19 protein-coding genes, 2 tRNA genes and 1 pseudogene are annotated in these 19,333 nt (G+C 62.1%); 11 read left to right on the top strand and 11 right to left on the bottom strand.

Annotated elements, in window-relative coordinates; translation table 11 throughout:
- Positions 1-165: 165 nt before the first annotated feature.
- From NKI38_RS04590 to NKI38_RS04615, 6 genes are all read right to left on the bottom strand, one after another.
- The gene (locus NKI38_RS04590) at positions 166-336 is read right to left on the bottom strand and encodes a hypothetical protein (RefSeq protein WP_352655160.1); all 171 of its coding nucleotides are present in this window, start codon (positions 334-336) and stop codon (positions 166-168) included.
- Positions 333-548 carry a hypothetical protein gene (locus NKI38_RS04595; protein ID WP_352655161.1) on the bottom strand — a complete coding sequence of 72 codons (216 nt, stop codon included), beginning with the start codon at positions 546-548 and terminating at the stop codon, positions 333-335. Before NKI38_RS04595 ends, NKI38_RS04590 begins: the two co-directional genes overlap by 4 nt.
- Positions 549-554: 6 nt before the next feature.
- Positions 555-689 carry a hypothetical protein gene (locus NKI38_RS04600; protein ID WP_352655163.1) on the bottom strand — a complete coding sequence of 45 codons (135 nt, stop codon included), beginning with the start codon at positions 687-689 and terminating at the stop codon, positions 555-557.
- On the bottom strand, positions 686-916 hold the full coding sequence (locus tag NKI38_RS04605; protein ID WP_352655165.1) for a hypothetical protein: 231 nt from the start codon (positions 914-916) through the stop codon (positions 686-688). Before NKI38_RS04605 ends, NKI38_RS04600 begins: the two co-directional genes overlap by 4 nt.
- Positions 917-1,104: 188 nt before the next feature.
- Entirely contained in the window at positions 1,105-1,233 is a 129-nt protein-coding gene (locus NKI38_RS04610; RefSeq protein ID WP_352655166.1) for a hypothetical protein, read from the bottom strand.
- 423 nt (positions 1,234-1,656) lie between these two features.
- A tRNA-Asn gene (locus NKI38_RS04615) sits at positions 1,657-1,731 on the bottom strand.
- Between the two features lie 223 nt (positions 1,732-1,954).
- Between NKI38_RS04615 and NKI38_RS04620 the strand changes: the two genes are divergently transcribed.
- The 5 genes from NKI38_RS04620 (at position 1,955) to NKI38_RS04640 (ending at position 5,936) form a co-directional block, all read left to right on the top strand.
- Positions 1,955-2,212, top strand: a complete 258-nt coding sequence (locus NKI38_RS04620; RefSeq protein WP_352655169.1) for a hypothetical protein — start codon at positions 1,955-1,957, stop codon at positions 2,210-2,212.
- Between the two features lie 288 nt (positions 2,213-2,500).
- Positions 2,501-2,574: transfer RNA gene (locus NKI38_RS04625), tRNA-Cys, on the top strand.
- A gap of 90 nt (positions 2,575-2,664) precedes the next feature.
- Complete coding sequence (locus NKI38_RS04630; protein ID WP_352655171.1) at positions 2,665-3,333, top strand: protein-L-isoaspartate O-methyltransferase family protein; 669 nt, start codon at positions 2,665-2,667, stop codon at positions 3,331-3,333.
- A gap of 184 nt (positions 3,334-3,517) precedes the next feature.
- The gene (locus NKI38_RS04635) at positions 3,518-4,906 is read left to right on the top strand and encodes a TolC family outer membrane protein (RefSeq protein ID WP_352655173.1); all 1,389 of its coding nucleotides are present in this window, start codon (positions 3,518-3,520) and stop codon (positions 4,904-4,906) included.
- 217 nt (positions 4,907-5,123) lie between these two features.
- Positions 5,124-5,936 (top strand): PopZ family protein, encoded by an 813-nt coding sequence (locus NKI38_RS04640; RefSeq protein ID WP_352655175.1) that lies wholly within the window; start codon positions 5,124-5,126, stop codon positions 5,934-5,936.
- Between the two features lie 65 nt (positions 5,937-6,001).
- Here NKI38_RS04640 and NKI38_RS04645 read toward each other — a convergent pair.
- Positions 6,002-6,628, bottom strand: a pseudogene (locus NKI38_RS04645) (bleomycin resistance protein); the annotation flags it as partial.
- A gap of 300 nt (positions 6,629-6,928) precedes the next feature.
- Here NKI38_RS04645 and NKI38_RS04650 point away from each other — a divergent pair.
- The 4 genes from NKI38_RS04650 (at position 6,929) to NKI38_RS04665 (ending at position 14,186) form a co-directional block, all read left to right on the top strand.
- On the top strand, positions 6,929-9,712 hold the full coding sequence (locus NKI38_RS04650; protein WP_352655177.1) for a valine--tRNA ligase: 2,784 nt from the start codon (positions 6,929-6,931) through the stop codon (positions 9,710-9,712).
- A gap of 357 nt (positions 9,713-10,069) precedes the next feature.
- A complete protein-coding gene (locus NKI38_RS04655; protein ID WP_352655179.1) occupies positions 10,070-11,317 on the top strand; it encodes an outer membrane protein transport protein in 1,248 nt (415 codons plus the stop codon).
- A 318-nt stretch (positions 11,318-11,635) separates the two neighbouring features.
- Entirely contained in the window at positions 11,636-13,360 is a 1,725-nt protein-coding gene (gene ilvD / locus NKI38_RS04660; protein ID WP_352655181.1) for a dihydroxy-acid dehydratase, read from the top strand.
- Positions 13,347-14,186, top strand: coding sequence for a tetratricopeptide repeat protein (locus NKI38_RS04665; protein WP_352655183.1), 840 nt, complete (start codon positions 13,347-13,349; stop codon positions 14,184-14,186). Before ilvD ends, NKI38_RS04665 begins: the two co-directional genes overlap by 14 nt.
- Before the next feature lie 37 nt (positions 14,187-14,223).
- Here the strand turns inward: NKI38_RS04665 and NKI38_RS04670 are convergent, their stop codons facing one another.
- The 4 genes from NKI38_RS04670 to erpA form a co-directional block, all read right to left on the bottom strand.
- Complete coding sequence (locus tag NKI38_RS04670; protein ID WP_352655185.1) at positions 14,224-14,541, bottom strand: hypothetical protein; 318 nt, start codon at positions 14,539-14,541, stop codon at positions 14,224-14,226.
- A 77-nt stretch (positions 14,542-14,618) separates the two neighbouring features.
- Complete coding sequence (gene xth / locus NKI38_RS04675) at positions 14,619-15,413, bottom strand: exodeoxyribonuclease III (RefSeq protein ID WP_352655187.1); 795 nt, start codon at positions 15,411-15,413, stop codon at positions 14,619-14,621.
- Positions 15,414-15,430: 17 nt separating this feature from the next.
- A complete protein-coding gene (locus tag NKI38_RS04680; RefSeq protein WP_352628008.1) occupies positions 15,431-15,826 on the bottom strand; it encodes a VOC family protein in 396 nt (131 codons plus the stop codon).
- A gap of 1 nt (position 15,827) precedes the next feature.
- A complete protein-coding gene (erpA, locus tag NKI38_RS04685) occupies positions 15,828-16,175 on the bottom strand; it encodes an iron-sulfur cluster insertion protein ErpA (RefSeq protein ID WP_352655190.1) in 348 nt (115 codons plus the stop codon).
- A 120-nt stretch (positions 16,176-16,295) separates the two neighbouring features.
- Between erpA and NKI38_RS04690 the strand changes: the two genes are divergently transcribed.
- Both NKI38_RS04690 and argS read left to right on the top strand, forming a co-directional pair.
- A complete protein-coding gene (locus NKI38_RS04690) occupies positions 16,296-17,510 on the top strand; it encodes a deoxyguanosinetriphosphate triphosphohydrolase (protein ID WP_352655192.1) in 1,215 nt (404 codons plus the stop codon).
- Between the two features lie 62 nt (positions 17,511-17,572).
- On the top strand, positions 17,573-19,330 hold the full coding sequence (gene argS / locus NKI38_RS04695; RefSeq protein ID WP_352655194.1) for an arginine--tRNA ligase: 1,758 nt from the start codon (positions 17,573-17,575) through the stop codon (positions 19,328-19,330).
- Positions 19,331-19,333: the final 3 nt, after the last annotated feature.

Raw genomic sequence — 19,333 nt, forward strand, 5'->3', positions numbered from 1 at the left:
GAAGCGGGCGAACTGGCTGGGCCGGCAGATGATGGTCTTCTGGACACGCAGCGCCTCGTAGGCGAGGGGGAACGACAGGCCGAAGGCCTTCTGCGCTGCTCGCGAGGTGGCTGCGCGGTTGGCGTCACAGTCGTCCAGGGGTGAAACGGACTCGGTCGTGGGAGATCATTTCGTGGATTCCTTGGTGGCATAGGCTGACGGCGCCGGCATGGCTGTCGGGCCCGGGCCGATGATGATGGCGACACCACCGAAGCCGACCTTGGACCAGCATGGGCGGAGGTCGTCGTGGTGGAGGGGTGGCGACACGTCGTACATGTCGGTGCGCCAGTTCTTCATGGTGTGGCCGGCGTATGTAGGTCCAGCTCCAGAGCGATCGCGTAGAACTTCTCCTTCATCTGATCCGGGTCGAAGGAGTTGTCGTGCCCGTCCTGCAGGAGCTTGAACTCCTCGTTGGTCATGTCCACCAGCAGGTCCCGCTGATGGAAGTTGACCAGGCTGAAGCAGCCCTTGTCGGACATGCTGTCGTCCATGTCCTTGGTGATCGTCATCCGAGATCAGCTGGCCGATCGCGCACTTGCGACTGTTGGGGCCACGATACATGCACAGCGCATGTCCTCGTCGTAGGAGCGCTCCCAGCCCTGGGCGGCGAGGCCGAGATAGATGCGGTCGAATTGGGCCTGGGTGATCATGCGTAGAAATCCTGCTGGTAACGCGGGGTGATGCAGATCGGGTCGATGACGATCGGCGTCCCGGTGCGGGGGTCGAACAGGACGTTGCCGGCGTGGATGTCGGAGACGAACCGAGCGTCGATCAGCTGCTCCATCGCCTTGCGGAAGCGGCCGAGCTGGCTTGGCGTAAGTTCCGCCGGTGATGGCCTTGTGTGTGGTGCTGATCTGCTCCGCCGTCTTCTTGCCACCACGCATCTTCCGGTAGCGCTTCATGACGCACCAGAAGACACCTCGGGCAGCGTCGATCACGAGCCCATAGATCTTGGGGAAGAACTTCGAGTGAATCTCGCCGTCGATGATGCGCTGGGCGAAGTGCGGGAAGCCATCAACGAGGGCGCAGCGCCTGCTGTAGAGCTTGCGGACCTTGATGACGACGTCAAGGAGCGCCGGCGTGGACGAAGGCCTTGGAGAAGCACCCGCGGCCGATCTGGTGATAACTTTGAGCGCGTAGTGCGGACTCGCTGAAGCAGGCGTGGCGCCGGGCATGATTGATCTGCTTGCGCATGGTGGTGCTCTCCAGGGTGATGAATTGAAAAGGGCGTCCCGAAGGACGCCCTGGCTCCACTCTCGTAGGAGCAGCCCTTTATCTCCATCGGGCACGGTGCCCTGCAGGCCTGAAGCCGATTCGCCACCCAAGGATTGGACTCGTGCGAAGCTGAGTTCGCTAACTCAGCAGGGCATTTCGGGTCTCTTATCGGGACCGAAAATCTCAAATTGTTGTTATGATATTGAAATTGCGGTACGCCCAAGGGGAATCCTTTACCGCAGTGAAAGGGCGTTGGGCGACGGCGAGGTTCGTCCAAAGCCTTCCGTCACGCTGATCGCGCCAATCATCAGAACGGGTCCATAGCGAAATCGGATTCTGTAGATATGCTGTAGATCAGCTGTTTTCCGGAGATTCTCGGGGTCGACTAAGTGCTTGAAATGATGGCTCCCCGGGCCGGATTCGAACCAGCGACCAACCGGTTAACAGCCGGTTGCTCTACCACTGAGCTACCGGGGAACGGAGGCTCTTATGCGAGTTGCGCAGCGTATAGCTGCCCTTTCCGGCTTTGCAAAGAAGCAATTCGCATTTTTCCGAGGCTTTTTCGCACGGGCGTTTCTCGCAATCGTCGAGAGATGCCCTCATATTAGCAGTCTTGGCAGGGATACGGAACCGAAAGCGCGGCCGCGCTTAGGTTCGCTGATGCTTCTGAACGATCAAAACGGGTCAATCTTTCGAGACGATGACAGCACAAGATAACCACATGCCGGCGCGCAAAATCTCAGTTTTCGGGCGCGAGTTCAAAATGCCGCGCTCGCGCGGGCTCAGAATCGCCATCGGTATCCTGCTGACCATCGGCGGTATCCTCGGCTTCCTGCCGATCCTCGGTTTCTGGATGGTTCCGCTCGGATTGCTAGTGCTTTCTTATGAATTCGCCATGGTGCGGCGCCACCGGCGCCGCTTTGTCGTCTGGTGGGAACGGCGACGCCGGCCGGATTGACGGCCATGACGCAGGCACGCCTCAGCGGGCGGCGTGCTCTTCCAGTGTCTCGCGGATCTGCTTGAGAATCGCCGCGGCTGAGGCAAGCCTCAGGTTGCCCGCGCCTTCGATGGACAGGCCGTCGACGGCGTGGCGCAAAAGCTCTCCGCTCTGCGGCAGGCCCGGGCCTGACGATTGGCGGGGTCTGCCCGGGTTGGCGCAGAGGAAACCGTTCGGAATGCACGGTGGCCGCTTGACGGCATTTTCGCCGCAACCTATTGGAACCGGGTGGAACGCCGGGAGCAACGAGGCCTCGTGGCGGAGTGGTTACGCAGAGGACTGCAAATCCTTGCACCCCGGTTCGATTCCGGGCGAGGCCTCCAATGCCCGGGCCCCCGCGCTACAGCGCTGGGGCCTGAAGTTCCTGACATAATGAACCGCGGTTCTGGCGCGGCAAGCGGATTGGTTGGGACATGAGCGCTGATTTCTCCGAGCTTCGCGTCAAGATGGTCGACGGCCAGGTTCGCACCACCGATGTGACCAGCGCGCCGCTGCTCGACGCCATGCTTGTCGTGCCAAGAGAAGCCTTTGTCGGCGCCGCCCAGCGCGATCTCGCCTATATCGACGAGGACATCCGCATTGCCGCGGGCGCGGACGGCGCGCGCTACCTGATGGAAGCCTCGCCGCTGGCCAAGCTCATCCAGCTGGCTGAGATCAACCCGACCGATTCGGCGCTCGATGTCGGCTGCGGCACCGGCTACGCTTCGGCGATCCTGTCGCGGCTGGCCGGGTCCGTGGTGGCTCTCGAAAGCGATTCGGTGCTGGCGGAAACCGCCAGGTCGACGCTTTCATCGCTTGGTTGCGGCAATGTGACCGTTGTCCAGGGGGCGTTGCCGCAGGGGCATGCCGCCCAGGCGCCTTATGATGTCATCTTCGTCGGCGGCAGCGTCGCGGAAGTCCCAGTGCCGCTGCTCGATCAGCTTGCCGAGGGCGGCCGACTCGTCGCCGTCGAAGGGCAGGGCAATTCCGGCGTGGCGCGCCTTTTTTTCAAAGCCGGGGGGGTTGTAACCGGAAGACGCGCATTTAATGCGGCAATTAAGCCACTACCGGGATTTGAACGTATTCGTGCTTTCGAGTTCTGAATGATTTTGCCTTGCAGCAGAGGCTTTGTCATGGTCGCTTGCATTTGAACAATTGTTGCTGATCCGCAAACTGGGGGCACTTTGGGGCTTGAGCAGCAGGGAACATCGAACACGCGGCGCCGGCTGATCAGAATGAGAAGCCGGTGCGGCGCAGTTCCCATGGAAAACGAATGAGGGTTTAACCGTGCCGTCTGTACGCAAGTCACTTTTCACCGCCGTCCTCGTTTCGGCGACCATGCTGTCCCCACTGACCGCTTCGGCGGAAACCATCTCCGGCGCGCTTGCAAAGGCCTATCAGTACAATTCTTCGCTGAATTCGGCCCGCGCCGGCGTTCGTGTCACCGATGAGAGCGTCGCCATCGCCAAGTCGGGCTATCGTCCGATCATCAACGGTTCGGCGGAAATCGACTACTCCAGCAGCCATCTCAACGGCACGGATCGGAGTATACGGCTGACCACCGGGAATTTTGGCGTCCAGATCAATCAGACGCTGTTCGACGGCTTTCAGACCCGGAACAATGTGGCTGCCGCCGAATCACAGGTTCGCGCGTCGGTCGAAAGCCTGCGCAACACCGAAGAGAATACCCTGTTCAGCGCGGCGCAGGCGTATATGAACGTGATTCGCGACCGGCAGGTCGCAGTGCTGACCGAGCAGAACCTGCAATTCCTGACCGAAACGGCGCGCGCTGCGCGTTCGCGCTTCGAGGTTGGCGAAGGCACGCGCACCGACGTCGCGCAGGCCGACGCTTCGCGGGCCGCCGCGGTGGCATCGCTGAGTGCCGCCCGGGCGCAGGCGTTGGCAAGTGCCGCGAGCTATCGCCAGATCGTCGGCGACGAACCAGGCAAGCTCAAAGGCGCTTCGCCGGTGGCAAAGCTGTTGCCGTCGAGCCTCGCCGCCGCCATCGGGGTGGCCTCGAACGAGCACCCGGCCATCCTTGCCACCCAGCATCTGGTCGACGCCGCCGCGTTTTCGGTGAAATCGGCCGAAGGCGCGCTGCTGCCGCAGCTGTCGGCTTCCGCCGGCGTCTCGAGCGCCTATCGCAACACTGTGCCGGGTGCCTTCTCGACGCAGGACGGCACAACCAACTCGGCCAGTGTCGGGGCAACGCTGACCATCCCGATCTATTCTGGTGGCCGCACCTCGGCGATCGTGCGTCAGGATAAGGAATCGCTCAGCCAGGCCCGCATCGAGGTCGACGTCAGCCGAGACCAGGTGCGCCAGGCCGTCACCGCCGCCTGGACCGAGTACACTGCCGCTCAGCAGCAGCTGACGGCCAACAGGCAAGTCATCGAGGCCGCGAAGCTGGCGTTGAACGGCGTCATCGAAGAACGCAATGTCGGTCAGCGCACGACGCTCGACGTCCTCAACGCACAGGCTACGGTCATCACCGCCGAGATCAACCAGGCCGGTTATGAGCATGATGTGGTGGTGGCGAGCTACGCCATCCTGCAGGCGACCGGCCGCCTGTCCGTCGACCGCCTTGGCCTGCAGGTGGCGAAATATAAGCCTGAAGAGCATTACAACGCCGTCAAGGACAAGTGGATCGGCCTGCGCACGCCGGACGGCCGCTGAGGGCGTTCGGCCCGGGTTTAGCCGTCTCGCCGTTTGAGCAGGATTTTTTGCTCCGCAGCTCGTGGCTTTCAAGATCGCGCTAATCTGTTGAAATCCCACAAGTCCCCAGATTGGGGATTCTCGTGCGGCGATCCGTCGGTTACGCTGTTGCCATGATTCGATCCGGCTTTGCCGGAGCGGAAATCCCACAGGGGTCACAAAGGCGGCGGATGTGACGATGGCGACGGCAAGCAGTGCACAGCGCGAACCTTCCATGGAAGAGATACTGGCTTCCATCAGGCGGATCATCGAGGACAGCGATGGCGGCCGCAAGCAGCCGGGCGACGCCGATGAGTTTCGCCAGGATCTGGAGCCGGCGCCGAACGCCGATGCTGCCCCCGACGTCGAGGCATTCCGTGCCGACCTGCATGCCGCTCCCGAGATCAGGAAGCCGGTCACGCTGGCGGAAGTCCAGGCGCAACTGCCGGCCGTCGAGCCGGTGATCGCGCGTACGGAAACGCCGGTGCGCCCCGAACCAGCCCCTACAAAGTCATCGATGACACTTGCCGAGGTCAGCGCCCGGGTTGCCGCCGAGCCGGCCAACGCGCCGGCACTGCGTCCCGTCACTGCCCACGACGCCCCCGTTGCCGATTGGCGGCGTGAGATCGCCGCGGTTGGTGAGCAGGCCAAAATGGTGTCGGACAGGGCCGAGGCACGCAAGCCGGTTGCCCAGCCGCCAGTGGACAACTCAAGGGATGAAGCGAGCGCGGAAGCAGCCTCCGAGCCGCCTCGTCCAGACGTGGTGCGGCCAGCCGCGGCCAGTGATGCGCCGCGTGCGGCCATCGTTTCCGAGCACACCGGCCGGCAGGTTGCCGCCGCCTTTGGTGAGCTTTCCGATGCGTTTGCCAGTCGCGGCAAGAAGACATTCGACGAGATGGCCGAAGAGATGCTGCGCCCGATGCTGCAGGATTGGCTCGACAACAATCTGCCGACTCTGGTCGAAAGGCTTGTGCGCGAGGAGATCGAGCGCGTGGCGCGCGGCGCGCAATAATTCTCCATACCGATTACCAAAGAAACGGCGCCTTCGTGGCGCCGTTTCTTTTGGTGAGGTCGACTCGCGCTGGTCGCGAAGCAGACAAGGTTTCCGTCGGGATCCTTGATGATGAACGTGCGGGCGCCCCACGGTTCGGTTCGCAATGTCTGCTGGAAAGGGGCCATGGCCGCCTGATATTCCAGGAACAGCGCCTTGATGTTGTCGACGGCAATCGTCGCCGCCAGGAGATCGTCGCCGTGACTGGTGGTGAAAGGCGGCTTGTCGACATGGCGCAGATTGAGCCGCGCACCATCGCGGATGATTTGTGCGTAGAAGGGCGGTTCGCCATAGGTGAAGCGCGTCTCGAAGCCGAGCTTTTGCCGGTAGAAACCACAGGCCGCTTCAATATTGGAGACAAAGAGCTGAGGTTCGGCAAAGGCCAGGAACGGCTTTTCGGCATCTATTGCTATGCGGTCGGTCACGGTTTGAAGGCCTTTCTTCAGCGCCTGCCAGCTATCGAAACCTGATTTCCTGGCGACCAGTTCCTGGGCATCGGCAAGCTTGAAACCGTGATCGAGGATCTGACTATCGGTCAGATTGCGGAAACGCGGCAAGATCCATCCAATCACAGCGGCAACGGGATAGTACCGTTCGCGGTGCCATTTGAGATAGAGCTTGGCCTGTTTCTTGTGGTGTTCGAGGGTTGGCATGGGCGCATTGCGGGTTGAGGTGGCGTAGGCGGGCAATGCCCCTCCGGCCGGAAGCCGATGCGCCCTACAGCAGCGTTGGCAGCGTATTGCCGTGATGCTTGCGGGTCAAGGCTCGAGCGCCGCGCCTGGACCGGAGGAATAGGGTCCTGCTACCGATCGATGGGTCGCTTTCCGTTGAAATGACCTGGGCCACGCCTATTTGACGTCGTGGGTCAGAGACAGCCCTTGCGGTTGACTTGGCCAGAACCTTCCGATTTACACCGGACCAGCAAAACTCCCGACAGCGCGGACCATTTTCCCATGCTTGAAAAGACCTACGACGCCAAAACCGTCGAGCCGAAGATCGCCAAAGTCTGGGAAGAGGCCGACGCGTTTCGCGCCGGTGCCGGGGCCGAGGAGGGGGCGGAAGCCTTCACCATCGTCATCCCGCCGCCGAACGTCACCGGTTCGCTGCATATGGGGCACGCGCTCAACAACACGCTGCAGGACATACTGGTGCGCTTCGAGCGCATGCGTGGCAAGAACGTCTTGTGGCAGCCGGGCATGGACCATGCGGGCATCGCCACGCAGATGGTGGTCGAGCGGCAGCTGATGGAGAAGCACATCCACCGCCGCGACCTGACCCGCGAGCAGTTCATCGAAAAAGTGTGGGAGTGGAAGGCCGAATCCGGCGGCGCGATCTTCAACCAGCTGAAGCGGCTCGGTGCCTCCGCCGACTGGTCACGCGAACGTTTCACCATGGACGAAGGCCTGTCCAAGGCCGTCCTCGAAGTGTTCGTCACGCTCTACAAGGAAGGGATGATCTACAAGGACAAGCGCCTTGTGAACTGGGATCCGAAGCTGCTCACCGCGATCTCCGATCTCGAGGTCGAGCAGCAGGAGGTCAACGGCAATCTCTGGCACTTCCGCTATCCCATCGAGGGTCAGGTCTTCGACCCGGAGAATCCGAAAACCTTCATCACCGTGGCGACGACGCGCCCCGAGACGATGCTGGGCGACACGGCCGTTGCCGTGCACCCCGACGACGAGCGTTTCCGGCATCTGGTCGGCAAGAACATCGTTCTGCCGATCGTCGGCCGCAAGATTCCCGTGGTGGCGGATGAGTATTCCGACCCTGAGAAGGGCTCCGGCGCGGTCAAGATCACGCCGGCGCACGACTTCAACGACTTCGAGGTCGGCAAGCGCCACAAGCTGCCAGCGATCAACATCCTGACCACGGAGGCGGCGGTAAGTCTCAGGGATAATGAGGATTTTCTTGCCGGTCTCGAGGTGACGCCGGAGCGTCAGGCGGTCTGGGATGAACTCGACGGCCTCGACCGCTTCGTCGCGCGCAAGAAGATCGTCGAGTTGATGGAAGAAGGCGGCTTCCTCGAAAAGGTCGAGCCGCATCGCCACGCCGTGCCGCATGGCGACCGAGGCGGCGTGCCGATCGAGCCGTTCCTGACCGAGCAGTGGTATGCCAACGCGGCGGAACTGGCCAAACCGGCGATCGCATCGGTGCGTGAGGGCCGCACCAACTTCGTGCCGAAGAACTGGGAAAAGACCTATTTCGACTGGATGGAGAACATCCAGCCCTGGTGCATCTCGCGCCAGCTCTGGTGGGGTCACCAGATCCCAGCCTGGTACGGGCCGGACGGGCGCGTCTTTGTCGAGAAGACCGAGGAAGAGGCGCTGAGCGCGGCGATCGAATATTATCTGGCGCTGGAAGGGCCGTGGAAGGCCTGGGTCGAGGACAAGCTTGAGAATTTCCAGCCGGGCGAGATACTGACCCGCGACGAGGATGTGCTCGATACATGGTTCTCATCGGCGCTATGGCCGTTCTCGACACTCGGCTGGCCGGATGAGACGCCCGAACTGAAGACCTACTACCAGACCGACGTGCTGGTGACCGGCTTCGACATCATCTTCTTCTGGGTCGCCCGCATGATGATGATGGGCCTGCACTTCATGGATGAGGAGCCGTTCCACACCGTCTATGTCCATGCGCTGGTGCGCGACAAGAACGGGCAGAAGATGTCGAAGTCGAAGGGCAACGTCATCGACCCGCTCGATCTCATCGACGAATACGGCGCCGATGCGCTGCGCTTCACGCTGACGGTGATGGCGGCGCAAGGCCGTGACGTGAAGCTCGACCCGGCGCGCATCGCCGGCTATCGCAATTTCGGCACCAAGCTGTGGAACGCGACGCGTTTTGCCGAGATGAACGAGGTCGCGCGCAACGACGATTTCTGGCTGAACGACGCCAAGCTGGCGGTCAACCGCTGGATACTCACCGAATTGACGCGTGCCGCGCGAGAGATCACCGACGGCATCACCTCATACCGCTTCAACGAAGCGGCGGGGGCTGCCTACCGCTTCGTCTGGAACCTGTTCTGCGACTGGTACCTGGAACTGCTGAAGCCGGTGTTCATGGGCACCGACGAGGCAGCCAAGGCCGAAAGCCGTGCCTGCGTCGCCTTCGTTTTGGATGAAATCTACAAGCTGCTGCATCCGATGATGCCGTTCATGACCGAGGAGCTGTGGGCGCAGACCGCTGGCGAAGGCAGGGAACGCGCCTCGCTGCTGTGCCATGCGGCATGGCCGTCGCCGGACTTCGAAGACGCGGATGCCGCCGCCGACATCAACTGGCTGGTCGACCTCGTCTCGGGCATCCGTTCCGTGCGCTCGGAGATGAACGTGCCGCCGGCAGCCATTGCACCGCTGGTGGTGGTCGGCGCCAATGGTGTGACTCGTGAACGGCTTGTTCGTGAGGACTCGGCGATCAAGCGGCTAGCGCGGGTCGGCGACATCTCGCTGGCCGATGTCGCTCCAAAGGGCTCGGCGCAGATCGTGCTCAACGAGGCGACGATCTGCCTGCCGCTCGGCAGCCTGATCGATCTCGCCGCCGAGGCTGCGCGGCTGCAGAAAGAACTGGCCAAGGTGACCGAGGAAATCGCGCGCCTGCACAAGAAGCTGTCCAACGAAAGATTCGTCGCCAGCGCGCCCGCCGAGATCGTCGAAGCCGAGCGTGAAAAGCTCGCCGAATACCGTGACGCGCAGGAGAAGCTTTCGGTCGCGTTGACCAGGGTTCGCGACGCCGGTTGAGGGTAGATTCGCGAGACTTTAGAGCGCTCTAAAGTGGGACCGTTTTTACCCCGAAAGTCGACATTCCGTAGCGTTAATGTTGACGTAAACGGAAGTTTTTGCCCCATTGTTGCCATAATGTAACAATGGGGCCTTTGCCCCCCAAAAAGCACTATTCTTGAGCCTTTTTTGGCGTTTTTTCTCCGTTTTTTTGGGACGACACCCCCGGATGGGCCGTTTTTCGGCTCTGCTGCGTCCGGTTGCATTTTGTCGAAAGTGCGCCTGGCGAATATGTACGTGTACGCCCTTGAATTCGTTGTTGCACCGTTAACCTGAATTGGTTCTAGCTCGATGCACTCGAATTCGGGGAGGACATTCATGACTATTCTGCGACTGAAAACGCTGCTGGGGGCAGGGTGCTTTTCGCTTGCTTTGATCGGAACGGCGATGAGTTCGGCGCATGCCGGCGGCATCGAGCGCGGCGGCTACGACATCGATCTTTTGTTCGATCCGGCTCCGTTCGCTACGGAAGCCGAAGCGACCTACGTGATGCCGCAACGCAAACTCAAGAATGCGGTGGACACCGACCCGAGCGACGGCAATGTGACATTCCTCGGCAGCACGGCGAACGACAGCGAGAGCTACTGGGTGCCGCGTATCGGCGTCAAGGCTGAGCTCGTTAAAGGCGTCGACTGTATGTTCGACTATTCCCAGCCGTGGGGCGCGCATACAAATCCGGGTTTGTGGGCCGGTGCCGAGTCCAACATGGAAACCGACATCAAGAGCGACAACTACGCCACGACCTGCTCCTACAAGATGGATGCCGGCAAAGGCCAGGTTCGCTTCATCGGTGGCGTCTACTACCAGGAGGTCTATGGCTTCAAGCAAGACCTGGTGTCGCCGTTGGTGCCGGGCTTCCAGGGCACCGGCCGTGTCGATCTCAAGGGCACCGGCTGGGGCTGGCGCGCCGGCCTCGCCTATGAAATCCCAGAGATCGCGCTGCGCGCGAGCCTCGTCTACAATTCGCGGGTCAAGCTCGACAACATCTCGGGCACGCTGGACTTGACGCGTGTTGGCCTTGTCGTGCTGCCGATCTATGGTGCGACGGAGTATATGCCGGACACGGTAGAATTGAAGTTGCAGTCGGGGATTGCGCCGGACTGGCTCGCCTTCGGTTCGCTGAAGTGGGTCAACTGGAGCCTGCTGCAGAGTGTTCCGATTTGCGTCGTAGGTACTCCCGCCGCGGCATGCGTTACGGGTGATGCCCTGCATTCAGGCCAGATCACCTCACTGGACCTGATGTACCGTGACGGTTGGACCGTCACCGGCGGCCTCGGCCACAAGTTCAACGATCAGTGGAGTGCGGCCGGCCAGCTTTCCTGGGATCGCGGCACGTCGCATGGCTACGGTTCGCAGACCGATACCTGGACACTGGGAGGCGGCGTCGCCTACACGCCCAAGCCAAACATCGAGGTTCGTCTGGCCGGTGCGATCGGCGTGCTGACCAGTGGCCACTCAGGGACGGTGGCTGGTGACAATGGCTACGTGGCCGGCGAGGAAGTCAGCTATGACTTCGGCAACGATCTGGTCACTGCGATTTCAGGCGGTCTCAAGATCAAGTTCTAAGCCTCTGTAAAGACGAATAAAAGGGCCGGGCATTGCCCGGCTTTTTTATTGTTACCAGCTCGGAAGGAGCGGTCTCGCGGCTGCGGCAGCTTAGCTGCGTTGCATATTGGCCGCACCAGTTCCGCCTCATGCGATTGTGACGTTTTGGCAACACTTTCTGAACAACCCCTGCGCTAGAAGTCAGGCCGGGGGAATTGCCCATTTCCCGCCATAAACCCGGCGCACCTCGATCTTGTCTCGGGATACGCGCCAAAAGGCTCGGCGATGGGGCAGGCCGCACCGCCCCCTTTGCAGGGAAGATGTGGGGCAAGGAAGAGTATGGACGCCAAAGTCATTTCCAAGGCCAAGCTCCCCAGCCGCTATGTGACTGTTGGTCCGGCGCGTGCGCCGCACCGTTCCTATCTCTATGCGATGGGCTTGTCGGCGGCCGAGATCGCGCAGCCGCTGGTCGGCGTCGCGTCCTGCTGGAACGAGGCGGCGCCCTGCAACATTTCGCTGATGCGCCAGGCACAGGTGGTCAAGAAGGGCGTCGCGGCGGCCAGCGGCACGCCGCGCGAATTCTGCACCATCACCGTCACCGACGGTATCGCCATGGGCCACCAGGGTATGAAATCTTCGCTGGTGTCGCGCGAGGTCATCGCCGATTCGGTCGAGCTAACCATGCGCGGCCATTGCTACGACGCGCTGGTCGGGCTGGCCGGTTGCGACAAGTCGCTGCCCGGCATGATGATGGCCATGGTGCGTCTCAACGTGCCGTCGATCTTCATCTATGGCGGTTCGATCCTGCCAGGCAGCTATCGCGGCCGCCAGATCACCGTGCAGGATGTGTTCGAGGCTGTCGGCCAACACTCGGTCGGCACGATCGATGATGCCGAACTGCTTGAAATCGAGCAGGCCGCCTGTCCGTCGGCCGGCTCCTGCGGCGCCCAGTTCACCGCCAACACCATGGCCACAGTCGCCGAGGCGATCGGCCTGGCGCTGCCCTATTCCTGCGGCGCGCCGGCGCCTTACGAGATGCGCGACCGTTTCAATTTCGCCTCGGGCGAAAAGATCATGGAACTGATCGCGAAAAATATTCGGCCGCGCGACATCGTCACGCTGAAGGCACTGGAGAATGCGGCGACCGTGGTGTCGGCAACCGGCGGCTCGACCAACGCAGCACTGCATCTGCCGGCGATCGCGCACGAGGCCGGCATCAAATTCGACCTGTTCGACGTGGCGAAGATTTTCGAGAAGACGCCTTACATCGCCGATCTCAAGCCGGGCGGCAAATATGTCGCCAAGGACATGTTCGAGGCCGGCGGCATTCCGCTGTTGATGAAGACGCTGCTCGACCACGGCTATCTGCATGGCGACTGCATGACCGTGACTGGCCGCACTTTGGCCGAAAACATGCAGCACGTTGCCTGGAATGAGCATCAGGATGTGGTCCGCCCGGCCAATAGGCCCATTACCCAAACCGGCGGTGTCGTGGGCTTGAAGGGAAACCTTGCCCCCGAAGGCGCGATCGTGAAGGTCGCGGGCATGGCGGAGCTGAAGTTCTCCGGTCCGGCGCGCTGTTTCGATTCGGAAGAGGAATGTTTCGAGGCGGTGACGCATCGCAACTACAGGGAAGGCGAGGTTCTCGTCATTCGTTACGAAGGGCCGCGCGGCGGCCCAGGCATGCGCGAGATGCTGTCGACGACGGCAGCGCTCTACGGCCAGGGCATGGGCGGCAAGGTGGCGCTGATCACTGACGGGCGCTTTTCGGGCGCGACGCGCGGTTTCTGCATCGGCCATGTCGGGCCCGAGGCAGCCGTCGGCGGTCCGATCGGGCTGCTCAGGGATGGCGATTTGATCTCGATCGACGCGGTGAACGGCACCATCGACGTGGCGTTGTCCGATAGCGAACTGGCGGCGAGGGCAAAGACCTGGAAGGCGCGCACGACCGACTATCAGTCGGGCGCGATATGGAAATATGCACAGACGGTTGGACCGGCGCGCGATGGCGCGGTGACCCATCCGGGCGGTGCGAAAGAAACACATTGCTATGCGGACATCTGAGTTGTTGAGGTCGTCTGTCTTTTCGGCACTGGTCGTGGCCGCCACTTTTGGCGCGACCTTTGGCGCCGTGGGCCAGGCCATGGCCTTCGATGACAAGGTGTTCGACGACAAGACCGGCGTGAAGCCGCAGTCCAGCCCGTGGGCCGTGTTCCAGTTCGGCTTCTCCGCCTACAAGAACGGCCACAAGGAACAGGCTGCCGAGGCCTACAAATACGCCGCCGAAAACGGCCAGATCGGCGCCACCTGGAAACTCGCCCGCATGTATGCCGAAGGCGACGGCGTGGCGCGCGACGACTATGAGGCGTTCAAGTTCTTCTCGGAGATCGTCGACCAGGATGTCGAGCCCGGCTCGCCCGAGGAAAGCTACGTCTCCGACGCGCTGGTGGCGCTTGGCGACTATCTGCGCAAGGGCATTCCCGGCAGTCCGGTCACCGAGAACGAGGTGGCGGCCCAGGAATATTACATGCGCGCCGCCGCCAACTACCGCAATCCGAACGCACAGTTCGAGATGGGGCAGATGTTCCTGAAAGGCGAGGGCGGCGTGAAGGCCAGCGTCAAGCAGGCCGGGCGCTGGTTCCAGCTCGCCGCCGAGAAGGGCCATGCCGGCGCACAGGCGACGCTAGGCCACCTGTTGTTCCAGAGCGGCAAGATCGTTCGCGGCCTGGCGATGATGACGGCAGCGCTCGAACGCGCTTCGCCGGCCGACCAGCCCTGGATACGCGGCATGCAGGAAGAGGCATTCGCCACCGCCGGCGAAGCCGACCGCCGCACCGCGATCTCGCTGGCCGATGACTTCCTCACCAAGGGCAACAACGCAGACCAGTAGTCTGGCGGCCACGCCAGCCTCGCCAATAGAATCTTGATCAGTTCTCGGTCGGCTCCGTCGGCACCATGCTAGGTGCCGGCGTCGAGATCGGCGTGGCGTGCAGGCGCGGCGCCATTGTGTTTGCGGGGCAGCTGTCCCCGACCTTCGTCCACGAGGTGTTGTTGAGCACCATGTCGCAACGGGCCAGATGGCTCTGGTCGGCAACCGTCAGACAGGCGACCTGGCCGAGCTGATAGGATTTTCCATCGGCCAGGCATTCCTGATCGGCAAGTGCCGCGGCAGGAGCGGCCACGGCAAACGCCAGGCCGATCGGACAAAGAGCAAATCGAATGGTCATGGGAACCCCAGCCGCCATGCTGGTCTCCCATCATGCGCCGGAATGTGGCTATATGAGGTCGAGCGCAGGTCGCCCGGCGTCGGGCCAGGGTTCTCTCAGGCGGGCTGCAGCGCGAGATCGATCGCCACCGGCACATGATCGGAGGGTTTTTCCCAGGCGCGGACATGCTTTTCAATCGAGGCGGACGAGAACCGGTTGGCGGCTTCCGGCGACAGCAGCAGATGGTCAATGCGGATGCCGTTGTTCTTCTGCCAGGCGCCGGCCTGATAGTCCCAGAACGTATAGGTGTCGGGCGCGTCGGTGACCGCGCGCACCGCTTCGGTGAACCCAAGGTTGAGCAGCCGGCGGAAGGCTTGCCGCGTCTGCGGCTGGAACAGCGCATCGCCCAGCCAGTTCTCCGGAAACCGCGCGTCGATCGGCTCGGGAATGACGTTGTAGTCGCCGGCCAGCACCAGCGCCTCTTCAAGCGCAAGTCGTTCCTGCGCCCAGCGCTCCAGCCGTGCCATCCAGGACAGCTTGTAGGAGAACTTCTTCTCGTCATCGATCGGATTGCCGTTCGGCAGATAGAGCGAGGCGACGCGCAATGCGCCCTTGTCGGTCGAGAAAACGCCTTCGATGAAACGCGCCTGTTCATCGGCATCGTCGCCAGGCAGGCCTCTGATGACCTCGTCGAAGCGCAATTTCGACAGGATGGCGACACCATTGAAACCCTTCTGGCCATGGGTTTCGACGTTGTAGCCAAGCGCCTCGATCTCGGCGCGCGGGAACTGCTCATCGACCGTCTTGATCTCCTGGAGGCAGGCGATATCGGGCGCGCTTTCGGTCAGCCAATGGGTCAGGTTGCCGATGCGGGCGCGCACGCCGTTGATGTTCCAGGTGACGATTTTCATGATGGTCCCGATGCTGATCAGTTGGGCTCTTGCGGCGGATGGCGTTCGACGAGACCGATCGTATTGCCAGCCGGGTCCTTTAGGAAGGCCATCCATTCGCTTTCCCCCGCTGGACCGAACTGGCCCTCGGTGTCGCGATGGACAAGCATCGGCGGCGCGGTGAAGGGGACGCCGGCGGCGATTGCCGAGGCGTGGAAATCGTCGAGGCCCGATATGTCGAGATAGACGGTTCCGGCTGGTATGCCGTCAGTGAACAGCAACCTGATATCACCGGCCATGATGAAGGCAATGCCCGGCGGATCGAAGCGCGCGTGGACAGCCATACCTAGCACGTCGCGCCAGAAGGCCAGCGTCGTATCGAGGTCGCGGCCGGCCGCCAGCGCGATCTGACGGACCGCGCCGATGGCAGGCATTCTATATGGAAAAACTCGTGCCGCAGCCGCAGGAGGCGACGGCATTGGGGTTCCTGATCTGGAACGACTGGCCCATCAGATCGTCGACGAAATCGATCACCGAACCGCCCATATAGACCAGAGACAGATCATCGATCAGCACCGTGGCGCCGTCCTTTTCGATGGCGACGTCATCGTCATTCGCACCTTCGACCAGGTCGAACTTGTAGGAAAAGCCCGAGCAACCGCCGCCTTCGACCGAAACGCGCAGCGCTGTTTTGCCGGCCTCGCCCGAGACAATCTTGGCGATCCGCCTGGCCGCGGCCTCGGTCATATCGACTTTCATGGCAGTCTTGGCATCAGCGCCCATGGGCGTCACCTTGCTTTCGGTTTCACATGATAGGTATGAAGCGCGAGGGGCCAAGTCAACCAGGCCGAAGCCAACTAGACCTAAGCCAACTAGACCAAGTCAACTGCGGCAGCATCAGCCATGACCAATGAGTTGGGCGACATCGGATTCGGCTATCGGCCACGCGCCGCCTATGCCTGCGATCCGGCAAAGTCGCGCGGACGGCTTTTCGACGAGGTGGAAAGCCCGACCCGCACGCCGTTCCAGCGCGACCGCGACCGCATCATTCATTCGACGGCCTTCCGCCGGCTCAAACACAAGACGCAGGTCTTCATCGCGCATGAAGGCGACCACTACCGCACCCGCCTGACCCATTCGATCGAAGTGGCACAGATCGCGCGCGCCCTGGCACGGGCGCTGCGCGGCGACGAGGATCTCGCCGAGGCAGTCGCACTGGTGCATGATTTCGGCCACACGCCTTTCGGCCACACTGGTGAGGACGCGCTGAACGAGAAGATGGCCGCCTGGGGCGGTTTCGACCACAATGCGCAATCGCTGCGCATCGTGACGAGGCTGGAAGCGCGCTACGCCGAATTCGACGGGCTCAACCTGACCTGGGAAACGCTGGAAGGTCTGGTCAAGCACAATGGGCCGCTGACGGACGCCAATGGTCAAAGTCTGAAAGGGCCGGTGCCGCAGGCGATCCGTGACTATTCGCAGCTGCATGACCTCGAACTGGACCGGTTTGCCGGCATCGAGGCGCAATGCGCGGCGATCGCCGACGACATCGCCTACAACAACCATGACATCGACGATGGTTTGAGGGCAGGACTGCTGACGCTGGACATGCTGGAGACGGTTTCGCTGCCCGGAACCATTCTGAAAGGCGTGCGCGCACGCTATCCCTCCCTCGATGATGTGCGCACCGGCCATGAACTGATGCGGCGGCAGATCACCGCCATGGTCGAGGATGTCATCGTCTCCACCACTGCCAATCTGGAGCGCATCAGGCCTCAGAGCGCCGATGCAGTGAGAGCGGCGGGCGAGACGATGGTGACTTTCTCGACCGAAATGGCCGCCTTCGAGAAAGAACTGAAGGCTTTTCTCTACAAGCATCTCTATCGGCACGCGGAAGTCATGCGGGTGCGCGCGGACGCCGAGCAGATCGTGAAGGATCTGTTCGACGCCTATTTTGCTGATCCGCGCGCCATGCCGGACGGCTGGCGCGAGGGGCTGGATCGGGCCGACGATCGCATCAAGGCGCGCAGCGTCGCCGACTTCCTGGCGGGTATGACCGACACCTATGCGCTCAAGGAGCACCGGCGTTTGTTTGACCATACGCCTGAATTGAGCTAGGGCGGGCTCGATTTTGCCGGCCAACGAGCCGGATTCCCTGCAAAGCCACCAGAGCCAGTCCCATGAACATCTTCGCCGATTTCACCGCGCGAATCATAAAAGCCGTCGAAGCGCTTGATTTGAAAGACAGTAATGGCGTCTCGCCGGACCTGTCGCGCATTGCCGTCGAGCCGCCGCGCGACGCCAGCCATGGCGACCTGGCGACCAATGCGGCAATGGTGCTGGCCAAGCCGACCGGCCAGAATCCGCGCGCGCTGGCAGAGAGACTGGCGCAAGCCCTGCGTGACGACAAGGATGTCGCCGCCACCGACGTGGCCGGTCCTGGTTTCGTCAATCTCCGGCTGAAGGACGGCTTCTGGCAGACGCATCTGACCGAGCTGCTTGGCGAGGGCCGCAACTATGGCCGCTCGACGGTTGGCGGTGGCCGGAAAACCAATGTCGAATATGTCTCAGCCAATCCGACAGGCCCGATGCATGTCGGCCATTGCCGGGGTGCCGTCGTCGGCGACGCGCTCGCCAACCTGATGGCCTTCGCCGGCTACGACGTGACCAAGGAATATGTCATCAACGATGCCGGCTCGCAGATCGACGTGCTCGGCCGCTCGGTCATGCTGCGCTACCGCGAGGCGCTTGGCGATGATATCGGCGAGATACCGGTTGGTCTTTACCCCGGCGATTATCTCGTCCCTGTCGGTCAGGCGCTGGCCAAGGAGTTCGACCGCTCGCTCCTGCAGATGCCGGACGACGAGGCGCTCGCCATCGTCAAGGACCGCACCATCGATGCGATGATGGCGATGATCCGCGAGGATCTGGCGATGCTCAACGTGCATCACGACGTGTTCTTCTCCGAGCGCACGCTGCACGCCGACAATGCCAAGAAGATCCGCTCGGCGATCAACGATTTGACGCTGAAGGGTCATATCTACAAGGGCAAGTTGCCGCCGCCCAAGGGCGAGAAGCCCGACGATTGGGAGGACCGCGAGCAGACGCTGTTCCGCTCGACCGCGGTCGGCGACGACATGGACCGGGCGCTGGTCAAGTCCGATGGCTCCTTCACCTATTTCGCCGCCGACGTCGCCTATCTCAAGGACAAGGTCGATCGCGGCTTCGTCGACCTGATCTATGTGCTCGGCGCGGACCATGGCGGCTATGTCAAGCGGCTGGAAGCTTTGGCGCGGGCCATTGCCGGGGACGAAGTGAAACTTACCGTGCTGCTTTGCCAGCTGGTGAAGCTGTTTCGGGACGGAGAGCCGGTGCGCATGTCGAAGCGGTCCGGCGATTTCGTGACGTTGCGCGAAGTGGTGGAGGAGGTCGGCCGCGATGCGATCCGCTTCATGATGCTCTACCGCAAGAACGATGCGCCGTTGGATTTCGATTTCGCCAAGGTCACCGAGCAGTCCAAAGACAATCCGGTGTTCTATGTGCAGTATGCCTCGGCGCGCTGCCATTCGGTGTTCAGGCAGGCGAGCGAGCAGTTGGGCGAAGCCAATTTCGACCGCAACAGCCTGGCGTCCGCCGTGGCTTTGCTGACCGACGAGGGCGAGATCGGCCTGATCCGCAAGCTTGCCGAATATCCGCGCCTGATCGAGTCGGCAGCACTTGCGCTCGAGCCGCATCGGCTGGCATTTTATCTCTATGATCTGGCTTCCAGCTTCCATGGACACTGGAACCGTGGCACGGATAATCCGGACTTACGTTTTGTTAAGGTTAACGACCGACAATTGACGCATGCCAGACTAGGGCTGGTGCAGGCTGTTTCGGACGTTTTGACGTCCGGCCTGACGTTGATCGGAGCCGCCGCGCCCACCGAAATGCGTTAGGTT

This window comes from Mesorhizobium sp. M0621, assembly GCF_040320745.1.
Classification (GTDB): domain Bacteria; phylum Pseudomonadota; class Alphaproteobacteria; order Rhizobiales; family Rhizobiaceae; genus Mesorhizobium.